The organism is Sphingomonas faeni (genome assembly GCF_024273235.1).
GTDB lineage: Bacteria > Pseudomonadota > Alphaproteobacteria > Sphingomonadales > Sphingomonadaceae > Sphingomonas > Sphingomonas faeni_A.
The window spans coordinates 31849-53514 of record NZ_JANBVH010000007.1 but is presented as its reverse complement, the minus strand read 5'-3'; the positions used below and the strand labels follow the sequence as shown (position 1 = coordinate 53514).

General features: G+C 65.4%; 16 protein-coding genes. 9 read left to right on the top strand and 7 right to left on the bottom strand.

What is annotated here, in order from left to right:
• Positions 1–46: 46 nt before the first annotated feature.
• The 8 genes from NLI89_RS05275 to NLI89_RS05240 all read left to right on the top strand — a co-directional run bounded on the left by NLI89_RS05275 (position 47) and on the right by NLI89_RS05240 (position 11660).
• Entirely contained in the window at positions 47–2821 is a 2775-nt protein-coding gene (locus NLI89_RS05275; RefSeq protein ID WP_254686061.1) for a TonB-dependent receptor domain-containing protein, read from the top strand.
• Complete coding sequence (locus NLI89_RS05270) at positions 2821–4155, top strand: alpha/beta hydrolase family protein (RefSeq protein ID WP_254686060.1); 1335 nt, start codon at positions 2821–2823, stop codon at positions 4153–4155. The genes NLI89_RS05275 and NLI89_RS05270 overlap by 1 nt, the downstream gene beginning before the upstream one ends.
• Position 4156: 1 nt before the next feature.
• Positions 4157–5458 carry a family 1 glycosylhydrolase gene (locus NLI89_RS05265; protein ID WP_368077245.1) on the top strand — a complete coding sequence of 434 codons (1302 nt, stop codon included), beginning with the start codon at positions 4157–4159 and terminating at the stop codon, positions 5456–5458.
• 67 nt (positions 5459–5525) lie between these two features.
• The gene (locus tag NLI89_RS05260) at positions 5526–6563 is read left to right on the top strand and encodes an alpha/beta hydrolase (RefSeq protein ID WP_254686059.1); all 1038 of its coding nucleotides are present in this window, start codon (positions 5526–5528) and stop codon (positions 6561–6563) included.
• Positions 6564–6589: 26 nt separating this feature from the next.
• Positions 6590–7960 carry an alpha/beta hydrolase family protein gene (locus NLI89_RS05255; protein WP_254686058.1) on the top strand — a complete coding sequence of 457 codons (1371 nt, stop codon included), beginning with the start codon at positions 6590–6592 and terminating at the stop codon, positions 7958–7960.
• Positions 7961–8510: 550 nt separating this feature from the next.
• On the top strand, positions 8511–9635 hold the full coding sequence (locus NLI89_RS05250; RefSeq protein ID WP_254686137.1) for an LLM class flavin-dependent oxidoreductase: 1125 nt from the start codon (positions 8511–8513) through the stop codon (positions 9633–9635).
• Positions 9628–10290 (top strand): cysteine hydrolase family protein, encoded by a 663-nt coding sequence (locus tag NLI89_RS05245; protein WP_254686057.1) that lies wholly within the window; start codon positions 9628–9630, stop codon positions 10288–10290. Before NLI89_RS05250 ends, NLI89_RS05245 begins: the two co-directional genes overlap by 8 nt.
• The gene (locus NLI89_RS05240; RefSeq protein WP_254686056.1) at positions 10287–11660 is read left to right on the top strand and encodes a peptidase M20; all 1374 of its coding nucleotides are present in this window, start codon (positions 10287–10289) and stop codon (positions 11658–11660) included. Before NLI89_RS05245 ends, NLI89_RS05240 begins: the two co-directional genes overlap by 4 nt.
• Positions 11661–11726: 66 nt before the next feature.
• Here NLI89_RS05240 and NLI89_RS05235 read toward each other — a convergent pair whose 3' ends face one another.
• The 3 genes from NLI89_RS05235 to NLI89_RS05225 form a co-directional block, all read right to left on the bottom strand.
• Entirely contained in the window at positions 11727–12539 is an 813-nt protein-coding gene (locus NLI89_RS05235; RefSeq protein WP_254686055.1) for a TauD/TfdA dioxygenase family protein, read from the bottom strand.
• Positions 12540–12605: 66 nt separating this feature from the next.
• Positions 12606–13871 (bottom strand): MFS transporter, encoded by a 1266-nt coding sequence (locus NLI89_RS05230; protein ID WP_254686054.1) that lies wholly within the window; start codon positions 13869–13871, stop codon positions 12606–12608.
• A 220-nt stretch (positions 13872–14091) separates the two neighbouring features.
• The gene (locus NLI89_RS05225; protein ID WP_254686053.1) at positions 14092–16542 is read right to left on the bottom strand and encodes a TonB-dependent receptor; all 2451 of its coding nucleotides are present in this window, start codon (positions 16540–16542) and stop codon (positions 14092–14094) included.
• Between the two features lie 317 nt (positions 16543–16859).
• Between NLI89_RS05225 and NLI89_RS05220 the strand changes: the two genes are divergently transcribed.
• The gene (locus NLI89_RS05220) at positions 16860–17981 is read left to right on the top strand and encodes a TauD/TfdA family dioxygenase (RefSeq protein ID WP_439144478.1); all 1122 of its coding nucleotides are present in this window, start codon (positions 16860–16862) and stop codon (positions 17979–17981) included.
• A gap of 128 nt (positions 17982–18109) precedes the next feature.
• On the opposite strand, the gene NLI89_RS05215 is transcribed toward NLI89_RS05220, so the two are convergent.
• The 4 genes from NLI89_RS05215 to NLI89_RS05200 form a co-directional block, all read right to left on the bottom strand.
• Complete coding sequence (locus tag NLI89_RS05215; RefSeq protein WP_254686051.1) at positions 18110–18601, bottom strand: VOC family protein; 492 nt, start codon at positions 18599–18601, stop codon at positions 18110–18112.
• Between the two features lie 10 nt (positions 18602–18611).
• Positions 18612–19445 carry a DODA-type extradiol aromatic ring-opening family dioxygenase gene (locus tag NLI89_RS05210; RefSeq protein ID WP_254686050.1) on the bottom strand — a complete coding sequence of 278 codons (834 nt, stop codon included), beginning with the start codon at positions 19443–19445 and terminating at the stop codon, positions 18612–18614.
• A 125-nt stretch (positions 19446–19570) separates the two neighbouring features.
• Entirely contained in the window at positions 19571–20527 is a 957-nt protein-coding gene (locus tag NLI89_RS05205) for a helix-turn-helix domain-containing protein (protein ID WP_254686049.1), read from the bottom strand.
• Between the two features lie 12 nt (positions 20528–20539).
• Complete coding sequence (locus NLI89_RS05200; protein ID WP_254686048.1) at positions 20540–21631, bottom strand: acetamidase/formamidase family protein; 1092 nt, start codon at positions 21629–21631, stop codon at positions 20540–20542.
• Positions 21632–21666: the final 35 nt, after the last annotated feature.

Here is a 21666-nt window from a genome sequence, read left to right as displayed (position 1 = left end):
GTGGCGGCCCGGAGAGGTCGGCGGGACAAGCAGATAAGGGGGGGATATGCGGAACATCCGTACGCTCATGATCGCCGTGGCGAGCAGCGCAATCATCATGGCAGTGCCGGCCGCGGCACAGGCCGAAACGCGTACCGTCGCGGCAGTGCGCGCATTTTCGATCGGCGCCGGCAGCATGAAGGCGGCGCTCGATGCCTGGGCGCGCCAAACGAAACAACAGATCCTGTATCGCACCGAAGACGTGCGGACGTTGCGCTCGCCGGGCGTGCGCGGGCGGTTGGGAGATATCGATGCGCTCGATCGCATCCTGGCGGGCTCGGGGCTGAAGATGCACCGCGATGCCTCGGGAGCGGTCGCGATCACCCGTCCGGTCGCCTATGCGAGCGTCGTGGCGCAGGACGCGTCGGTCGCGGCGTCGAACCCGGAGCAGGATCCCAACGCGCAGGATGCGAGCGGCATTCAGGACATCGTCGTCACCGCGCGACGCACCGAGGAACGCGCGCAGAAAGTGCCCGTCTCGCTGACCGCGTTCACGCAGAACACGATCCGCCAGAAGGGCATCAACACCGCGACCGACCTGCAGAACTTCACGCCCTCGCTGACCGTGGTCGGCAACGTCGCGCGCAACCAGGAAACCTACACGATCCGCGGCATGGGCGGCGGTGGCGGGGCAGGGACCGGCAGCGGCCCCGGCGTGGTCGGCTATTTCGCCGAAGTGCCGTCCTCGGCGAGCGGCCCCGGCAGCTTCTACGATCTCGCGTCGCTTCAGGTGCTGAAGGGTCCGCAGGGGACGCTGTTCGGGCGCAACACGACCGGCGGCGCGGTCCTGCTCGAACCGGCACGGCCGAAGATGAACACCGTCGAAGGCTATGTCGAGGGAACGCTCGGCAACCTGCGTCGGCGCAGCATGCAGGGTGCGCTCAACATTCCGGTCATCGACGATGTGCTCGCGATCCGCGTCGCGGGCCAGTTCGACAAGCGCGATGGTTATGTCCGCGACGTGATCACCGGCCGCGACTATCTCAACCGCGACAATTATTCGCTGCGTCTCGGCGTCCAGTTCAACCCGACCGATACGATCAGCAGCTACACCGCGGTCAATTACATCGACGTCGACGAGCATGGCGGTGGTAGCGTCCTGCTCGCGGTCCGTCCCGGCAGTCCCTATGCGGGCGTGCTGCAACCGTATCTGGCGCAGCAGCAGGCTCGCGGTCCGCGTTTGACGTCGAGCGGCGTGAACACGTTCGAGAAGGCCAAGAACCTGCTCGTGCTCAACAACACGACATGGAACCCGGTGTCCGAGCTGACGATCAAGAACGTCTTCAGCTACGGCCGGACACGGTCGACGAGCGCGAGCGATCGCGATTCCACGCCGCTCCCGATCGCCGATCTGCTCGGTGCCTTTCCCGGCAAGTACAACAACAACCTCCGGACCTTCACCGAGGAATTGCAGGCGCGCTACGACAATGGCCGGTTCTCCTTGCAGGGCGGCGGGTTCTTCCTCGACGAGAAAAGTCCGTCCCCGCTCACCTTCCTGACGGTCAATCCGTTGCAGGCGGGCGGCATCCTCGGCGGTGGCCCGATCATCTTGCCCGGGTTCGCGCAAGGGCTGCTTGGGGTGAACGGCCCGCTACTGCCCGCGCTCAATATTCAGCCGGATGCGTCCGTACGCGGTCGCAGCAAGGCGTTGTACGCGCAGGCGCAATACAAGATCGTCCCGACGCTGACCGCGACCGCCGGCTTCCGCTGGACCTGGGACAGCTTTGGCGGCGATATCGAGAGCTATCAGGACGCGCAGAGTTACCAGGTGTTCAACCGCCTCGCGGCTCTGGGCCTGCTTTCCCCGGCGCAGGCGGCGCAGGTCATCGGCCTTAACGCCAATCTGTGCGTGTACGATGCCTTTCTCGCGGTGGCCGCCGGCGGTTTTCCGACGCGGAAATATCCGAACTGCACCAAGCCGACGTTCAGCGGCAAGAGCGACGGGCCGACCTGGCAATTGGGGCTCGACTGGCAGGCCGATCCCGAGACGCTCCTGTATGCGGTGTCTCGGCGTGGGTATAAATCGGGCGCGAACAACCCGATCGTCACGCTGTTCCTGGGCAGCGACTATCCGCTCGCGGCGGTCAAGCCCGAGCGGGTGACCGATGCCGAGGTGGGTCTGAAGCGCGACTGGACGATCGGCGGCGTGAAGGCGCGCACCAACATCGCGGCGTTCTACACCTGGTTCAACGATGTCCAGGTGATCCAGCGCGCCGCGATCGCGGGGGCCGACATCCTCGCCAACGCCAACAAGGCGCGCGTCATCGGCCTCGAGTTCGAAGGGCTCATCATCCCCGTCGAGCCGCTGACGATCAGCGGCACCTATTCGTATAACGACGCCAAGTTTCTCGACTACATCACCATTCCGATCCCGGCGATCCCGTCGGCACTGACCGCGGCACAGCCGTCGCGCAATCTGTCGAGCACGCCGTTCACCTACGTCGCGCGGCACAAGTTCAGCCTCGACGGGCGTCTCGCACTACCGATTCCGGCGGCCGAGGGCGACATGGCGATCCGTGCGACCTATTCGTGGCAGTCGCGCCAGCGCGTCGCGCCCGATGCGCAGCCATTCGATACGATCGCGTCCTACGGCCTGCTCAATCTCCGGCTCGAATGGAACCAGATGCGCGGCGCGCCGCTCGACCTTGCGATCTACGGCACCAACGTGCTCGACAAGGCTTATCGGATCACCGCCAACACCGGGTACAACAACTCCGGGTTCAGCAATTCGATCTACGGGGAGCCCGCACAATACGGCCTGTCGCTGCGGTATCGCTTCTGATGCGCGCGCGCTTCGGGACCATCATCGTGGCGATGCTGATGACGTCGTGTGCCTCGCCGCCCGAACGGCGTGCGCTGTCATCCGCGCAGCAGCAGCTGGTCGACAGGATGGCAAGGGCAGGGGCCGCGTCGATCGACGCCAATGGTCGCGCCGACGGCGGCATGAGCGTCGCCGGCACGCTGGAGGGGCGCGCGTTCGGCATCGCCGTCCCCGCCCGGTGGAACGGGCAGGCGGTGCTGTTCGCCAACGGCTATTCGATCCCGGGGACGCCGGTGTCGGTTCCCGCCGATCCGGTCGCCAAGGACCCGTCGGGCGGGTTCCTGACGGCCGCCTACAAGGACGGCTTTGCGGTCGGCCAAAGCGCCTTTGACAAGCCGGCGATGGCGGTGAAGAGCGGGGTGGCCAACACGCTCGGGCTGCGGGGCTGGTTCGAACGTCTCGGCACGCGCCGCTTCTACCTCGGCGGCGCGTCGATGGGCGGCAACATCGTCATGGCGCTGATCGAACAGCATCCCGGCGCCTTTGCCGGCGCGATGAGCGCGTGCGGCGTCACCGGAGACTGGGACAGCGAAGTGGGCAGCCTTGTCGATCTGCGCGCCGCCTATAATTTCTACACCCGCGGCACAAAATACGCACTGCCCGGCAATCCCGACATCGCGGCGAACGGCCTGTCGCCGACCCCGCCGGCGGGCCTGGGGTTCGTGCGGACCCCGTGGCTGTTCTGGCAGATCAAAAAAATGAGCGGCGTGATCGCCGACCTGTTCAAGGCCGCGCGGGCCGATCCGAACGGTCCAGAGGCCAGGATGATCGCACGCATCGCCTCGGTCGCGAAGGCGGATGCGGACCCCGCCAGCTTCATCTTCCCGATCATGACCGCGATGGTCAGCATGGAGGACATGCGGGCGAGCTTCGGCGGTGTCGTCTACGGCAATGTCGGCAAGGTCTATGACAGTCCGTTGCTCGATGCGCAGGAGAAGGCTGCGCTCAACGCCGGTATCCAGCGCATCGCCTCGGACGCGTCCGCGCGCGCCTTCGCAGTCGAATGGCATCGCTCGACGGGGCGCTTCACGACGCCGCTGATCGCCGTGCACAACCGCCACGACGGGCTCGTCTTCGCGCAGCAGGCGCTCCTGCTCGGACAGCGCGTCCGGGCGGCGGACAATCAGGCGCACCTGTTTCAACTCTGGGCGCCGTCGCTGCAGAAGGACATTCCCGGCACCGGCCTGAAGGGCTGGGCGCATTGCGGCTTCAACCCGCGCCAGGCGGGGGTGTTGTGGACCGAACTGTACCGCTGGGTCGAAAGCGGTCGCAAGCCCGCAGCGGGTGTCTACTGACATGGCGGGCATGATCGATCGTCGCCAGGCGCTTGCGCTAGGGGCGGCCGCAATCGCGACCCCGGCGGTTGCACGCGGTCCGCGCGACCCCTTCCTGTGGGGCGCGGCGACCGCGGGGCACCAGGTGGAGGGCAACAACATCAACGCCGACATCTGGCTGCTCGAACAGATGAAGCCGACGCTGTTCGCCGAACCGTCGGGCGATGCGTGCGACAGCCTGCACCGCTGGGACGAGGACGTCGCGATCGTCGAGGCGCTCGGGCTGACCGCCTACCGCTTCTCGGTCGAATGGGCACGCATCGAACCGGCCGAGGGGCAGTTCAGCCAGGCGTTTCTCGATCACTATGCGCGCATAGTCGACCGCTGCCGCGCATCGGGTCTGGCGCCGGTCGTCACCTTCAACCATTTTACCACGCCGCGCTGGTTCGCCGCCCGTGGCGGATGGGAGGCGCCGGACGCGCCGATGCTGTTCGCGCGCTATTGCGACCGGGTGGCGCGGGCGATGGCGCACGGTATCAGCCATGCGCTGACCTTCAACGAGCCCAACCTGTCGATCGGCGGGCCCTGGTCGCGGTTCCAGCCCAGCGCCAAAATGCGCGCGACCACGCAGGCGATGATCGCTGCCGCCGCGAAGGCATCCGGTTCGGATCGGTTCTCGCTGCTCAATGGCGGCGATCCGACGCCGATGATCCCTGGCGTACTGCGGGCACATCGCCTCGGCCGCGCGGCGATCAAGGCGGTGCGCGGCGACCTTCCCGTCGGGCTGAGCCTCGCGATTTCGGACGATGTCAGCATCGGCGGCGACACGTTGCTCGCCGCCAAGCGACGCGCGTCCTACGAACCCTTCTTCGAGGCGGGGCGCGACGATGATTTCGTCGGGGTGCAGACCTATGAGCGCACCTATCTCGGCGCGGACGGCCCTGCGGATGCGCCGAAGTCGACCGAACGGCGTGCCGACGGCAAGCCCTATGAACCCGGCGCGATCGGCGGCTCGGTCCGCTATGCGCACAAGGCGACCGGCAAGCCGATCCTCGTGACCGAGAACGGCATCGACGCGAGCGACGACCGGGACCGCGCCCGGTTCATTCCCGACGCGGTCGCTGCGGTCGAGGCCGCGCGACGCGATGGCGTACCGGTGCTCGGCTACATCCACTGGTCGCTGCTCGACAATTTCGAATGGTTCAGCGGCTACAAGCCGCGCTACGGCCTCGTCGCAGTCGACCGCGCCACGTTCAAGCGCACGGTCAAGCCAAGCGCGCATGTGTTCGGCGCGATCGCGCGCGCCGGTGGCACCAAACGGTGAGCGACCATGCTTTCCTTTGGGGCGCAGCGATGGCGCGCTGCCTTTGCCTATATTCGGAGATGACACGATGATCCGCTGGCTGATGCCGTTCGCCCTGCTCGCCACGCCCCTGGCGGCGCAAGCGCCGGTGAAACAGGTGCCGGCGTTCACCCTGCCGCCGTCCAATCAGCTCAGCGCGGCGGCACGGCAGGTGCTGACGCGCATGGATGCCGCGACCGCGCCCGACACGATCAAAGGCGACGTCGCCAAGCAGCGCGCCTTCTACGGCAAGTGGAACGACGATCGGCTCGCGGAGATGCGACGGCGTTTCCGCACGACGGTACGGCATGGCATGATCGGCGACGTCGGCGTCGACATCGTCGAACCCGCCGACGGCGTTGCTTCCGGCAATACCGCCCGGGTCCTTATCAACGTGCATGGCGGCGCGTTCATGTGGGGGGCGGGCAGCGGCGCGCTGGTCGAGGCAATCCCGATCGCCGCGACGATGCGCATCCGCGTCGTGACGGTCGACTACCGGCTGGCACCCGAGCATCGCTACCCGGCTGCGTCCGAGGACGTGACGGCGGTCTACCGCGATCTGCTCAAGCGCTATCGGCCCGAGAATATCGGCATCTACGGCTGTTCGGCGGGCGGCATCATAACCGCGCAGGCGACCGCGTGGATCGGCAAGCAGGGCCTGCCTCGCCCGGGGGCGGTCGGGACCTTCTGCGGGACCGGCGCCGCCTACAGCGGCGACAGCCCGTATCTCGCGCCCGCGCTTGCCGGGAATGCGCCACCCGCAATTCCCGCGCTGCCGGCGACGCTGCCCGTCAGCTACATGGACGGCGTACCGGCGCGCGATCCTCTCGCCTATCCGCTGTCGTCCGATGTCCAAGTCAGGGCGATGCCGCCGACACTGCTGCTGGCCGGCGGACGAGACTTCGCGGTCAGTGCGTTGACGCTCGCGCACCGCCGCCTCGCCGCTGCGGGCGTGGCCAGCGAGCTGCACCTGTTCGACGGACTGCCCCACGCGTTCTTCATGTGGCCCGACATGCCCGAATCCGAGGAGGCCTACGCGACGATCGCGCGCTTCTTCGACCAGCATCTCGGTCGTCGGCCGCACTGACACCATCCCCTTTTCCGGAGATATCCATGCCGCTTCGCCTCGTCGCCCTGCCGCTCGCGCTTCTGGCGTTCACGCCCAGTGCCGCCCAATCTCCGTCAACTGCGCCGCCGTCCGTCGCTGGCTCGGCAGCACCCTTAACCCCGACGCAGACCGCGCTCGTCGAGAAGGCGCGGCGCAATGGGGCGGCCGATGTCGTGGCGCGTCCGGCGTCCGGCGGCGGCATGACGCTCGTGGGTACGCTCGAGGGCGATCAGTTCGCGGTTGCCATCCCGGCCGGTTGGAACGGCGACGGGCTCGTTTATGCGCACGGCTATTCGACGCCGGGGACGCCTGTCGCGGTAGCGGAAGACCCGGTCGCCGCGAGCACCGGTGGCGGACTGATGCGGTTCGCCTATGAGGACGGCGTCGCAGTCGGCCACAGCGCCTATGACAAGGACGGGCTCGGCGTGGAAACGGGAACGCTCAACACCAAGCGGCTGCGCGACTTCCTCGTCAAACTGGGTGCGCGCCGCGTGTATGCGGCGGGGGATTCGATGGGCGGCGGCATCGTCGTCACGCTGCTCGAGACCTATCCAGGCGCCTTTGCCGGCGGGCTTGCGCGGTGCGGCGTGGTCGACAGCTGGAAGACGTTGCTCGGTCGCCTCTACGACATGCGCGCCGCGTATAATTTCCTCACCCGCGGCACGCCCTATGCAATCCCCGGCGAGCAGGACATTCGTCGTTCCGCCATTTCTTCTGTACCACCGCCCGGCTTCCAGGGTGACCCGAAGGCCTATGGCTGGGCCCAGGTGACCAAGGTGGCGACGCCGGTCCTGGCGCTTTACGCGGCCGCACAAAAGAACCCCGGCGGACGCGAGGCGCGGATCGTGGCGCAGGTGGCGGCGATCGGCGGATATGCGGTCGATCCCGGCGCGCTCGCCTTTCCGCTGCTGACCGCAGCCCTTGGCGCCGACGACATGGCGGCGACGACGGGGGGGCAGCCTTACGGCAACATCGGCAAGGTCTACGCAGACCCGACGATGACCGCCGCCGAAGCCAAAGCGCTGAACGACGGCATACAGCGCGTCGCCGCAACGCCAGCCGCGCTGGCCTATCTGACCCGCTGGCACGAAGCGACGGGGCGTATCGCCGACCCGCTGGTGACGATGCACAATCGGATCGATTCGCTGGTCCCCTACGCGCAGGAGACGGCGCTAAAAAAGACGGTCGCCAAGGCCGGGCGTAGCGTCAATCTTGCCGAATATCCGGTCGCCCCGCTGCGCGCTCCGCTGCCGGTGGGCGGCGTGGAAGCTTATACGCATTGCGGATTCACGCCGGACCAAACCAAGGCTGCTTGGCGCGCGTTGCGGGATTGGGTGACGACCAACAAGCGCCCTGCAGCCGATGCCGTGAAATAAAAATGCTTGCGTAGCGGCGAGCGCCACGAACCGTTGTCTGCAGATTTTCTTGAGCGGCGTAATACCCGAGCGCGTCAACATTCGGCATCATGCCGATGTCGATGTTTGGTGCCTAAGGAAAATTATCTCGGCTTGCCGTTTCAAAAGCGGCTGCCTCGGTGCCGAGTTCCTGCAATGCTCAGGTCGTGAAGCGGTCATGGCGCGGAGATGAACGAGCGGCCGTAGTTGGAGAGCCGGGAGGGGCACATGAATGTCCGCTACTGAGTTTCCTCATCCAGTCACCAGATCAATCTGTTGCGACTCTATGAAGCATGTCGTCGGATAGATTGGGCAGCGGCAAGTAAGATCGACATCGTTCGATATGAGCGAAGCAAATCTCGCATTTGGGCAGAGTTCGAACAGGCGTGCTCGTCAAAATTGAAGGAGAGGCCGCTACGATCAGCGTTACCTGCCCAGGTGTGCTTGCGGCAACAGATCATACGCGTTGGGTCAAGAACGGGGGGTGGGAGGCTGATAGGTGTTCGATGACAACTTCGCGGGGATGACGATCATGAGCGACCACGAACCGACGCCGTTCGGTCTTCCATCCGACACCGGCGGCAAGGATCTGGGCGTGTTCATGCCGATGGCCAATGGCGGTTGGATCCTGTCGCTCAACAAGCCCCCGCTGGACGGCTCCTACGCCTATAACCGGCAGGTCGCGGTCCTGGCCGAAGCCGCCGGGCTCGACTTCGTGATGGCGATGGCGAAGTACCGCGGGTACGGCGGCGACACCCGGCACTGGGAAAGCTCACTCGATTCCGTGGTGCTGATGGCGGCCCTGGCGGAAGCGACGAGCCGCGTGAAGGTGTGGACGACCGTCCATACGATCCTGCAGAACCCGGCGGTGGCGGCCAAGATGATGGCGACGCTGGACCAAATCAGCGGTGGGCGAGCCGGGCTGAACGTCGTCACCGGCGCCTATAAGGGCGAGTTCTCGCAGATGGGCGCGTGGCCCGAGGGGGTCGACCATGACGGCCGCTACGATCTGGCCAAGGAGTGGATCACGGCGATCAAGCGACTGTGGACCGAAGACAGCGTCACCATGGACGGCAAATATTTCCAGCTCGACGATTGCCGGTCGCTGCCCAAGCCCGAGCAACGCCCATTCCTGGTCTGCGCGGGCTCGTCGAAAAAGGGCATGTGCTTCACCTCGCAGGAGATGGACGCGATCTTCCTGACCGGCGGCGACGCGACCGAACTGGGCGTGGCGAGCCGCGCGGCCAAGGACGATGCCGCCGAACTGGGTCGCGTGGTGCGGACCTATTCGATGATGACGGTGGTGCTGGACGAGACCGACGCCGCCGCGCAGCGCACGGCCGAGCATTTCCGCGCGGGGTTGGACGAGGATGCGCTGCGCGGCATGATGCGCGCTTATGGTTTCCTGGATGCGGAGATCGGCAAGGAGAATGCGTTCGTGGCGAAGAGCCGCTCGACCTTCATGACGCCGCATGTGCTGGGCACGCCCGCGACGGTGCTGGCGCAGATCGGCGACCTGCTGGACGAGTCCGGGGTCGACGGGCTGATGCTGATCTTTCCCGATTATCTGAAGGGCATACCGATTTTCGGCAACGAAGTGCTGCCCGCGCTGCGCGAGCGCTTTCCCGGCAAGGTGAAGATCGCAGCGCATGGTTGAGGTCGCGGATTTGCCGCACGTCGTGGCGCCCGAACTCGCAGCGATGATGCCCGATCCGGCGCGGACCGCGCTGGTGGTGATCGATATCCAGGTCGATTTCGCCGCGCCGCTCGGACTGCTCGGGCGCGTCGGAGTCGATCTGGCCCCGGCCGAACTGGCGATCGACAGGATCGAGGCGTTGATCGCTGCCGCGCGCGCGGCCGGTGCCACCATCGCGTTCATGCGCGTGGTGACCCGTGAAGAGAGCGATCCGGGCGCGCTAAAGCGGTTGATGGCGCGCCGGGGAATGCCTGGTGGCGAGGCGATCTGTCGCATCTCCGACGGCGGGGCCGACTATTACCGGATAACGCCACAGGTCGGCGACATCGAGATCGAGAAGTTGCTCTACGACAGCTTTCACGGGACCGACCTGGATGCGCAATTGCGCGCGCGCGGCATCGATACGCTGATCGTGACTGGGCTGAGCACCGATTGCTGCGTCGACCAGACCGCACGCTCGGCGTTTCACCACGATTATGACGTGTTCGTCGTGTCCGACGCGTGCGCGGCATACGAGCCGGATCTGCATTCGGGATCGCTGAACGTGCTGCAGAAGAATTGCGCGCTGTTGACGACGACGTCCGCCGTCCTGGCGACGTGGGGGGCCGCCGCGTGACGTCGTTCGCCGATCCGGCACGCGCGCCCTATCAGGTTACCGACGCCGAGCGCGACGTGATCGCGGCGGCGATCGACACCGACGAGTTGGTCGAACTGGCGCTGACACTGGGCAACATCCCCGCGCCATCGCGCAGCGAGGCGGCAGCGGCCGAATATGTCCATGACTGGATGGCGCGCGAGGGGTTCAATCCGCGCAAGGTGGGCGCGACGCCCGAGCGCCCCAATGTGATCGGCGAATATGGTGGCACGGGTATGGGCGCGAACCTGTTGTTCACCGCACATCTGGATACCGAAAGTCCCAGCGGGATCGAGGCGCAGGACCGCTTCCGCTATAAGGCATCGACGCTAGCCGATCCCGAATGGACGCGATGCTGGCTCGATGACGGAAAGTTGCGCGGCTATCCGATATCGAACGATCGCGGGCCGATGACGTGCTTCCTGATCGCCGCCAAGGCGTTGCGGACCGCGGGGATCGCGCTGGCCGGCAAGACGTGGTTGACCGCCTGTCCGGGCGAGATCGGACCGGAACCGATCGAGGAATTCGCCGGCATCGGCTTTCTCGGCAAGGACATCGGCGCGCATTACCTGTTCCATCACGGCGGGGTCGCGCCGGATTACGCGATCGCGGCGGAAGGGTGCGATTTCGGCGCGACCTGGGTCGGCTGCGGCTATGCGCTGTTCCGAATCCGGCTGTTCGGCAGCGGCGTATTCACCCCGATCCTCGACGCACCGGCCGATCCTGCGGCGCACCCCAATCCAATCTATAGGCTGGGCCCGGCGATCGACGCGATCCACCGCTGGAGTCAGGACTGGGAGCGCGCGTCGGTGCTGGAAACGCCGGGCGGCCGGGCCGTGCCCAAGGTGCAGCTGGCGTCAGTGCGCGGTGGTGCACCGTATGATTTCGGGGCGGGAACCGAGGTGTGCGCGCTGTACCTCGACGTGACGCTGAACCCGCGACAAAAGGCGGCGGATGCGATGCACGGCCTTGTTGCGGCGATGCGTGGCGTGGCGCTGGACGGCTTCGATGTCGAGCCGGTGGTGGTGCGTCACGGGTTCGAGGCGGACGCGGAGGCGATCGCGCCGCTCGCGGGCGCGGTCGACGCGGCGACGCGACTGGCGCGCGGCGCGGCGCTCGAACGGGCCGATCCGGTGTATTCAAGCATGTGGCGCGACCATAATGTCTTCAACATGCACCGCGTACCGGCGTTGACGACCGGTATGCCCCGCTGGCGTCCGACGCCTGCGGACATGACGTCGAGTGCGTTGGTCTATGCCCTGACGATGCTGGCGGTTTGCGGACGCGGGCCGGACGATCGCGCATCGGTCGGGCCGACATCGGTCTACGGCGAAGGGGCATCACCCTTCTGACACGGCGTGGTGATGGAATGGCGCCGCGCGATTTCGCACGGCGCCGCCAGTTTCAGGACGTGACCCTCAGAACGGCCGGTCGCCTGTGATCGTGACGCGGAAGCCGGAGCGGACGTCGGGGAAATAGTCCCAGACCGCGAAATGCTGCGTGCAGCGATTGTCCCAGAACGCCACCGACTTCTTCTGCCACCGGAAGCGGCACTGGAAATTGGGATCCTTCACGTGATCGAAAAGGAAGCCGAGCACCGCGTCGCTCTCCTTCTTCGACAGTTCGTTAATGCGGACCGTCTTCGACTGGCTGACGAACAGGCATTTGCGCTTCGTCACCGGATGCGTGCGGACCACGGGATGGGTGTTGCGGGGGTATTTCTTGTCCACGTCCGGGAAGAGTTCACGGTAGATGTGGTTGCTGTCGTGGACCGCGGTCAGCGGATCGAGCAGCGCCTTCATCGCCGGGGACAGCGCGTCATAGGCGGCATACATGCTCGAGAACAGCGTGTCGCCGCCGGTGTCCGGCAGTTCGTGCATGTAGAGGATACTGCCCATCGGCGGCTCGGCATTTTCGCTCAGGTCCGAATGCCAGTCCTCGCCGGCGACGAACGTGCTGGTCTCGTCCGCATGGATCGCGACGATCTCGGGATGCTCGGCGATCCCCGCGACCGCGCTGTGCCCGGCGAGATCGCCGAAATAGCGGCCGAGCCGTTTATGCCCCTCGTAAGTGAGCGACTGATCGCGGAAGAATATCACCTGATGCTGCATCAGCGCATCGTGCAGCTCGCTGACCGCCTGGTTGCCGAGCGGCGCATTCAGGTCGACCCCGAACACTTCCGCGCCGATGCGCTTGGTCAGCGGGCGGACGTCGAGAATTTCATAGCCCATGATGGTCTTCCTCTGGGCGGCCTGGGCCGCAATCCGTGCCGGGGGTCTTTGCCGGGAGTATCGCGATCATTCGGCAGGCACCGGCGCTCCGTCGGGCAGGCCGTCATGATCGGGCACGGCATCGCGATCGGGTAGCGGCGCACGCAGCAGCGTGGCGGTGACGATCGTGGTGAAGGCGAGCAGGACGGCAAGGATCGCGAAGAACGTCGTGAAACTGCCGGTGCGATCGGCCATCCAGCCAGCGGTGAGAGGGCCGAGGACCGCGAACGTTGTGCACATCGTCGCCATCGCAACGAGCTCGGCCGCGAGAAATGCACCGAAATACCGCAGCAGCAGGATGTGCGCGGTCAGCCAGCTGAACCCCCATCCGACGCCGAACAGCATCGCCGCGATTCCCGCCGCCACCGGCGAGGGCGCGAGCGCGAGGAGCACCATCGCGACCGACTGCAGCCCGAGCCCAATGACCAGCAGCAGCTTCGGCGAGACCCGCTCGCTGAGGGCGCCTGTGGAGCCCTTGGCGATCGTGCCGGTAAAGGCGAGCAGGCTCATCGCCAGCGCGCCGGCGCCGCCGCCGTGACCGAACGACGCGACATGGGTGACCAGGACCGAGTGCATTGTCGTGACGACGGTCTGCACCACGATCATCGCGAACGCGATCACCATGAACGTCGGCGTGCGCATCGCGGCGCCGACGGTCCATGCCGACGTGGCGGGTACCGCCACGGGTTCGCTGGCGCCGGCATGCTTGACCTGATCGATCGATTCAACCGTCACGGCGTCGCGGATCGTCAGGAGGAAGATGACGGACAGGACGAGCGCTGCGATTCCCATCACCATCCAGTGGACTCGCCAGCTGCCGCTCCATCCCACCACCTGATTGACGATCAGCGGCCCGGCGACACCGCCGAGCGCGCCCGCCATGAAGTAGAAGCCGATCATCCGGGCCGAGGTGCGCGGGAACCATGTCGCGATCAGGAACACGGCCGGCGACGGCGCGATCAGCGAGAAGCCGATTCCCATCAGCGACGTGGCGACGAAGAACATCCCGATCTGGTGGACCATCGCAGCAAGCGCGAAGCCGGCCGCGAGCACCAGTCCGCCGGCCGCCATCGTCAGTCGCGTCCCGACCGATTTCATCAGCATCGGGGATAGCGGGCTGGAGAGTCCGCAGGCCAGACCGAGCAACGAGAAGCTCGCGCCTGCCGCGGCCTGCGACCAGCCAAGCTCGGCGACCATGGTGTACAGGACATAGCCGAGCGAGGTGAAGGTCGTGGCGGTCACGAAGAAGAAACCCAGCGAGGCCGAGATCATGATGAGCAGATTACGCGGCATGGCGGATACTTTCTGCGGGATGATAATGGCTGCAAGGTAGCTCGGGGATCCCGCCGGGGCTTGACCGTCAGCGCCTGAAGAGTTGATCCCGATGCGGCCCACTGTCCTCGTTCGGCACGCATGAGGGTGAGCCGGACAGGCCGCCGCGACGGAAACCGTGCGTCGGCGGCAACCTGTGCTCGACGATTTTTGCCTTAGGCGCGACCGGCAAGACCCCTTGTCAGAACCGGTAGGCGATCGAGCCGAACACCTGCCGTGGCGGAATGTACGTGTCGAAGGTCTGGGCGCTGCCATACGGATCGGAGAAGCGCGAATTGACGCCGGCGGTGTCGAACAGGTTGGTCGCCGTCACCGACACGGTGAAGTTGGTGTCTTCGGGCACGTAGCTGAAGAACAGGTTCACCTGGGCATAGTCCGGTGTCTTGTCGGTCGCGCCGTTGTTGAACAGCCGGTAGTCGTATTCGCCGCGATAGACGAGCTGCGCCTTGGCGGTCAGTTCGCCGGGGCCGACTCGGTTGATGTAGCGTAACGAACCCGCACCCTGCACCTTTGGCAGCTTGGGCACGCTGTTGCCGTTTATGTTGACGCGTGCCGCTTCGCGAGCGAGCGAGGCGGAGTAGAAATTGCCGAAGAACAGCCCCGTGCCCGGAAAACCGGCGGCGTTCTGGGCCGTCGCGGCGTTGACGGGATCGAGCGCGAGATAATCCTTGTTGAACTCGCCGTGCAGCAGCGACAGCGACCCCTCGACCTGCCAATGCGAGTCGAGCAGCCAGCTGCCCTCATATTCCACGCCGTAGATCTTCGCGCTGGGGGCGTTGCTGATCCCTTCGCCGAACAGGACGGCGTCCTCCTCGAGGAACTGCATGTTCTTGTAGTTGTAGAGGAAGGCCGAGATGTTGAGCTGCGCCCGGTTATTGAAGAAGCGGTTCTTGGTGCCGATCTCGAAGGAGTCCACCGTTTCGGGCCGGTAGGTCGGCTTCACGCCGGTCGGGAAACCAAGCGCCAGGAACGAGCTGTTGCCGCCGGCTGCGGCGCTGTTGATCCCGCCGGGTTTGAAGCCGCGCGTATAGCTGGCGTAGACCATGCTGGCGGGCAGCACGTCGTACTGGATCGCCGCCTTGCCGGTCCACTCGTCGGTCGTGGTGCCTTCGGTCGGCGTGGGTTGGAGATAGGCGCCGGAGGTCTGGTTGCTGACACCACCGGAGATGCTGTCGCTCAAACCGCTGAACGTGTCGTGATTGTAGCGCGCGCCGCCGGTGAGTTTGAGTTGGTCGGTGAGCGCGTAGGACGTCTCGAAATAGCCCGCCCAGGCCTTGCGCGTGATCTCCGACAGCTCGGCATAGGTGATCTGGCTCACCGCCGGATCGTTGAAGAGGGTGGTCGGCGAGACCGCCGGCCGAAGGAAATCATTGTCCGCGCCGCTCCGATATTCGACGATGTACTGCGAATTCTTGGAGTGGAGATAGACGCCGCCGGCGATCCAGTTGAACGGCCCATCGCCGTTGGAGGCGAGATTGACCTCCTGGGTCCAGCTTTTGGTATCGGTCTGCCAGCCGGGTACGTGATCGTAGTTCGTGCCGGAGCCCAGGATCGGGTTGAACGTGGCGGCGTTGAACAAGGACGAGGTCAGGCCGTCCGAATCCCAGGCCTGCAGGCTGTGGAGCTTTTGATAGCTGGTGATCGACTTGATGGTCGCAAAGCCGAAATCATATTTCGCGACGCCGTAATAGAGTTCAGTGTCGACGATCGAGCGGCCGGGATAATCCTGGCTCAGGATGCGGGGATCGGCGACCGGATCGAGAATGTTCTTCTGCGCCGGACCGTTGGTGCTGCTGCGGTACTGGATCGTATTGAGCGCGATCGAGAAATTGCTGGTCGGCGACCATAGAGCGCCAACCTTCCACCCGGTCTCGTCCTGATCGTCGAGTTGATAGCGCGAGATGCCGGGGACGCCGGTCGCATAGGAATAGCCGTCATGCTCCAGATGCTGCACCGAGCCGCGTACCGCCAGTGTATCGGTGATCGGCACGTTGAGCGAGGCCGCGGTCTTGACGAAATTATAGTTGCCGAAGCCGACGTCCGCGGTGCCCGACAGCGCCTTGGTCGAGGGCTGGTTGGTGACGACGTTGATCGTGCCGCCGGTCGAACCCTGGCCGAAGGTTGTGCCCTGTGGCCCGCGCAGCACTTCGACCTGGGCGACGTCGATGAACGCCGCGCTCGCCGCGATCGAGTTGAAGATGTAGACGCCGTCGATGTGGTAGGAAACGCCCGGCTGCGTGTTGGTGTTCTCGGGGGTTTCCGAACCGATGCCGCGTATCGAGATCATCCGCTCGCCGCCACCGCTGCGCGCGACGACCAGGCCGGGCACGGTTCCGTTGAGGCCGGTGATGTCGGTGATGTTGGCTTCCGCGAGTGACTTGGCACTGACGGCGGTGACGGACAGCGACGCGTCCTGCAGCGATACGTCGCGCTTTTCCGCGGTGACGACGATGTCGCTCAATTGATCGTCGGTATCCGCAACCGCGGCGACCGTGCGCTGCGTCTCGGGTTCCGCCGCTACGCTGGTCGTGTTCGCGGCGGCGGGGCCCTGCGCCCGCGCGCTGACCGGTAGCATGATCGCTAAAGCCGATCCGGCCGCGAGCAACGCCGCCTTCGTGCACAATATCCTCATCTACCCAACCCCCCAAAAATGCGTGATGTCCTCTCCACGATTGCCACCTTCGATTGGGGCTTCCCGATGCTGCAAAGAGCCAGTGATGGCGCTCCGTGTCTTGTTGTTGGGCGAAGAATGAATTGACGACGTTGCGGCAGTCGAGCGGGCCAAAATTCGGCATGCTGGTCTTGTCCCGCCAAAGAACGGAGAAAACTCAAGGCGATATGGTTCGCGCGCGCCGCAAGGTTCGGCGAGGCTCAACGATTCATGTGCCGGGTAACAAGAGCCACGGAACGAACACTGGTAGAAAAGGCCCATCGCCACTCGCCATGACTATGGGAAACGCCAAGATGACGCTTGCAGCAACGCTCGAAACCCGGCCACCACTGACGGAGATTACCACCGCCGCGGCCTGGCGCGGTGACGCGCTGTCGGCAGGCGACAGCTGGATCTACAGGCTGTCCGACGCGCAGATCGCCGAACTCGAAGCCTTGGGGACGCAGTTCGTCGAGGACGACCCCGATCTCCGCTTCGTCCAGAAGAGCGCCTATCCGCTGGTGGAGTGCCTCGCAGCGGTCGAGGAATGGGGTAACGACGTCGACTTCGGCCGCGGCTTCGTGCTGGTGCGCGGGTTGCGGACGCATCTCTACTCGGACGCTTTGTCGGCGGCGATCTACTACATCCTCGGGCTTTATATGGGCGATCCGATCCGCCAGAACGAGAAGGGCGACCTGATCGATTCGATCTACGCCACGTCCGAGAAGATGATGGATGATCCGACCGCCAAGTCGTCGAAGGTTCGCGATCACCTCGTCTATCATTCGGATTCGTCGGATATCGTCGCGTTGATGTGCCTGCGCCCGGCCAAGGAAGGCGGCGCGTCGTGCCTGGTCTCGGGCGCGGAGATCTACAACGAGATCCTGCGTCGCCGTCCCGATCTCGCGCCCCTGCTGTTCGAGCGCTATCACTGGGACTGGCGCCGCCAGGACGTGAACGCGCCAGCAGACACCTATACGTCGCCGATCATCGACCTGACCGATGGCGTGTTCAGCATGTATGCCGGCTCACTCTACATCCTGACCGCGCAGGAATATGACGGCGTGCCCAAGCTCAGCCCCGAGCAGATCGAGGTACTCAAGCTGTTCGACGAGATCGCATACGAACCGGGCATGGCGATCGAAATGGATTTCCGTCCCGGCGACATCCAGTGGCTGTCCAATTACGCCGCGCTGCACGCCCGCACGCTGTTCCACGACTACCCGGAGCCGCAGCGCCGCCGTCATCTGCTGCGGCTGTGGCTCAGCCGGCAGGGCAGCCGGCCGGTGATCGACGGGTTCGGCAAGAACGGCGTGGTGCAGGTTCGCGACAAGCCCCGCGAAGGCCAGCTGGTCGACGATCAGGGCTTTTTCCGGATCGGCGTCGCGCCGGTGCCGCGCCTGCTTGCCGACCACGGCTGAGACAAGAAAACGCCCGGCTCCGCAGGTGGCGGGGCCGGGCGATTCAGTTTGAGGGCGATTGGGTGGCTGCACAGATGTCGCGAAAATGGAAAGCGATGCACCCAGCCGCGCTACACCCCGCTACGGCATCACTCGCGCGTGTAGCTGTCGGGGACGACGGGCTTCTCGCCGGCCTTGCCCCACAGGATGATCTCGTTGCCCCAGGGATCTTCGAAGGCATAATTATAGCCGTTAAACTCGCTCCAGTAATGATTCTTCCAGAGGATCTTCGCGCCACGTGTCTCGGCCGCCGAGAGAATGCGTTCGGGCGTATCGTCGTCGCTGACCATCACCCAGATCCGCGCCTTGCGGTCGCCTCGGCTCAAGGGCGCAGCGCCGGGACCTTCCGGCGTCGGGAACGGACGGGCGTTGTTGGAATTGAAGATACCGATGTGCAGGTTGCTGATCTCGCTCGGGCTGCCGTCCTTGTTCTTGAACTGATCGCCGGGGACCAGGCGGTGATAGACCCCCGTCGGTCGGCCTTCGTTGGTCCAGCCGAACACCTCGGCGTAGAAGATGCCGGCGGCTTCGGGATCGTCGGACGCCAGATCGACGAAGATGAGCGTATTGGGGTAGGTCACGTAAAACTCCTCAACCGAAACGAAATGCCGAGACCGTCGCGTCCATGACGACGTCGGAAAACACGCGCTCGCCGGGGTCGCTGTCGCCGGCGCCGGCGGCGATCATGAGCGGCAGCAGATGCTCCTCGCGAGGATGCGCGTTGCGGGCTGCGGTCCCTTCCGACCAATGCGTCAGGGCGCCGAGGCGAGCATCGGCGTCAGGCTGCGCCAGCGACGTCGTCAGCCAGTTGTCGAACGCCTTCGAGGGCAGTGTCGCGGCCGGCGTGCGGAACGCGCGCATGTTGTGATAGCTCATGCCCGACGCGACGATCAGCACACCCTCCGCCCGCAGCGCCTTGAGCGCCTGACCCGCGGCGATGTGCTCGGCCGGATCGAGGTTGGTCTTGATCGACATCGGCACCACGGGAATGTCGGCGTCGGGAAAGGCGAGCAGGAACGGGATGAACACGCCGTGGTCGAAACCACGCCTGGCATCGGTCCGCGCCGGGATGCCGGCCGCGGTCAGCAACTCGACGATCCGCACCGCGATCGCGGCCGATCCGGGCGCTGGATATTGCAGTTCGTAGGTGTGCGGCGGAAAGTTGCTGTAATCGTAGATCATCTGCGGCGCTTCGACGGCGGCGACGGTGAACTCGGGCTCTTCCCAATGCCCCGATATGACGACGATCGCCTTGGGGCGCTCGGGCAGCGTCGACGCGAGGCTTTTCAGCCAAGCGGCCATCGCGTCCCAGGTGTCGGCGGGGCCTCCCATGACGGACCAGTCCATGAAGAAGCACGGGCCGCCGCCATGCGGGATGAACAGGGTCGGTTGCAGGGTAGCGGGCGAGGACGTCTGGTCGGGCATGGCGAAAATCCCATCGGCAATCGATAATCGCACGACGTGTACCGCTGGGAGGCATGGGCTCGCTTGTCCGAGCGCGCCGCGTTTCTTGTTTGGTGGCGAGGTCTCCGACTCCCGCCCGAGTGGCGTCAGACCCGCGTCGACCCGGCGCTCTGGCGATGCTGGCTCGGCGACAGGCCGAAGCGTTCGCGAAACGCGCGGCTGAAGTGCGCGGCATCGCTGAACCCCCAGCGGAAGCAGATTTCGGCGATCGCCAGCTGCGCATGGATCGGGCTGATCAGATCCGCGTAGCACCGCTCGAGCCGGCGCCGCTTGAGATAGGTTGAAAAGGTGGTGTTGCTGGCGGTGAACAGTTTTTGGACATAGCGCTGGGACACGCCGTTGTCCGCGGCGACCGTTTCCAGCGACAGTTCGGGATCGTGCAGCATCGTCTCGATACGCATGCAGATCCGCTTGAGGTGCGACGCGCGCGCCCCCGCCGCACCACCGCGCGATTCGACTTGCCCGTCGCTCGCCAGGCACGCGACCAGGAACTCGATGATCGACTGTTCGATCGGCTGGAACTGGTCCTCGGTCAGCGCATCGAGCGTCTGGGCGATGTTGGCGAGCAGCCCGTGGAAAATCTTCTGGATGCCCGAGTGCGCGCCGAGCAGGCCGACGCGCTGCCCCAGCGGGATGATGAGGCGGAGGCTGACCGCCAGTTGCGGCAGCTTGATGAACAGCATCTCGAAGTCGGTCGTGATGCGCAGCGTCGAATCGACGCCTGACGCACCGACCACGATCGATCCCGGCCCCATCGCCGTCTCGATGCCGCCAGATTCGAGGACTGCCTCGCCCTCGATCAGCGCGGCCAGCCAGATCGCCGAATTATGGTCGGCGTTGCGCCCGCCGAACGTCTGCGCGGACGATCGCAGCACCGCGAATTCCGACCCCAGCGCGGTCGTGGTGACCCTGACCGATCCGGTCATCCACGCCAATGCGGCGGGATCGGCGATTGGCAACTTCAGGCGGCGTAGCGTGTCGATCCACACCGCCTGACGTTCGGCCTCCGGGATCGCGTCGAGGGAAAACGTCCAGATCGCCATCGTCGAAAATCGTCACTCCGGGTCCTTGACCACGCCCTTGGTCGGAAAGATGCCGCGATCGATGCGAACATGGATGCCTTTCGTCCCATCGACGACCTGTGTCACGCCGAAATCGGCGGCAACCGACATCAGCGAATAGGCGTCGTTGCGCGACAGGCCCTGATGTTCGGTCAACAGCTTGAGCATGTCGAGCGAGGCGTTCTTCATCGCCTGGTTCAGATCCTCGTGGAAGCCGTGGACGATCCAGTTGTTCGGCGTCTCCAGCAGGGGCGAGGGAAAGCTGAAGTCCTTGCGCAGGATGATCTGGAACAGGCAGTTCAGCGAGGCTTCGATCGCGGTGCCCGAAATCTCGCCATCGCCTTGCGAGACGTGAGGGTCGCCGATCGAGAACAGCCCGCCCGCGACCTGCACCGGATAGTACATCGTGGCACCCGCGCCGATCCGCCAATTGTCGATATTGCCGCCGTGCAGGCCGGGGGGGATGGTGGAGACGCGCTCGCCGACCGCGGGTGCGACGCCGGCGGTGCCGAGATGCGGGCGAGCCGGGATCGAAATCCCCTCCAGCGCCGGCATCCGGTCGCATTCTGCGCAGTGTGTGATCGTGCCAGGGGTCAGGTACACGCCGGGAAAGTCGTACGCATAATGCGCCGAGGCGGTGTTGGTATTGGGATTGAGCGCGTAGATCGTAACGCGTTCCTGCCGGTCGAATTCCTCGTACAGATGGCCCCAGTTCGCGGCGAGGTTCGACCCGTAGTTGAAGCGCGGCGTCATCTGCAGATAGCGGACTTCGAGCATGTCGCCGGGCTCTGCGCCCTCGACGAAGATCGGCCCGGTCATGATATGCACGCCGGGATTGCGGTCGGCTTCGGGCACCTCGGTGAAGATGCGCGTGATCGCCTCGTCCATCATCAGGTCGGGGGCGTCACCGGCGTGATGCGTCACCGCCTCGGCCATGACCAGGTCGCCGGACTGGACGCGCAGCGCGGGTTTGATCTCCGGATGGAAATAGCCCCAGTGGATGGTTTCCGGCGTCGCGCGCAGCATGTGCAGATTGCGGGTTTCGGTGTCTTGGCGGATTTCGCCCGATTTGCAGATCAATGCCATGGGAAGCCCCTGTAATCAGCGTATGAGGGTGGCGC

What these genes read in the sequence shown, in the direction of transcription:
- NLI89_RS05270 (WP_254686060.1), top strand. Translation starts at nt 2,821, where the DNA reads ATGCGCGCGCGCTTCGGGACCATCATCGTGGCGATGCTGATGACGTCG.
- NLI89_RS05225 (WP_254686053.1), bottom strand. Translation starts at nt 16,542, where the DNA reads ATGAGGATATTGTGCACGAAGGCGGCGTTGCTCGCGGCCGGATCGGCT.
- NLI89_RS05230 (WP_254686054.1), bottom strand. Translation starts at nt 13,871, where the DNA reads ATGCCGCGTAATCTGCTCATCATGATCTCGGCCTCGCTGGGTTTCTTC.
- NLI89_RS05205 (WP_254686049.1), bottom strand. Translation starts at nt 20,527, where the DNA reads ATGGCGATCTGGACGTTTTCCCTCGACGCGATCCCGGAGGCCGAACGT.
- NLI89_RS05250 (WP_254686137.1), top strand. Translation starts at nt 8,511, where the DNA reads ATGAGCGACCACGAACCGACGCCGTTCGGTCTTCCATCCGACACCGGC.
- NLI89_RS05210 (WP_254686050.1), bottom strand. Translation starts at nt 19,445, where the DNA reads ATGCCCGACCAGACGTCCTCGCCCGCTACCCTGCAACCGACCCTGTTC.
- NLI89_RS05275 (WP_254686061.1), top strand. Translation starts at nt 47, where the DNA reads ATGCGGAACATCCGTACGCTCATGATCGCCGTGGCGAGCAGCGCAATC.
- NLI89_RS05220 (WP_439144478.1), top strand. Translation starts at nt 16,860, where the DNA reads ATGGGAAACGCCAAGATGACGCTTGCAGCAACGCTCGAAACCCGGCCA.
- NLI89_RS05260 (WP_254686059.1), top strand. Translation starts at nt 5,526, where the DNA reads ATGATCCGCTGGCTGATGCCGTTCGCCCTGCTCGCCACGCCCCTGGCG.
- NLI89_RS05200 (WP_254686048.1), bottom strand. Translation starts at nt 21,631, where the DNA reads ATGGCATTGATCTGCAAATCGGGCGAAATCCGCCAAGACACCGAAACC.
- NLI89_RS05265 (WP_368077245.1), top strand. Translation starts at nt 4,157, where the DNA reads ATGGCGGGCATGATCGATCGTCGCCAGGCGCTTGCGCTAGGGGCGGCC.
- NLI89_RS05245 (WP_254686057.1), top strand. Translation starts at nt 9,628, where the DNA reads ATGGTTGAGGTCGCGGATTTGCCGCACGTCGTGGCGCCCGAACTCGCA.
- NLI89_RS05235 (WP_254686055.1), bottom strand. Translation starts at nt 12,539, where the DNA reads ATGGGCTATGAAATTCTCGACGTCCGCCCGCTGACCAAGCGCATCGGC.
- NLI89_RS05255 (WP_254686058.1), top strand. Translation starts at nt 6,590, where the DNA reads ATGCCGCTTCGCCTCGTCGCCCTGCCGCTCGCGCTTCTGGCGTTCACG.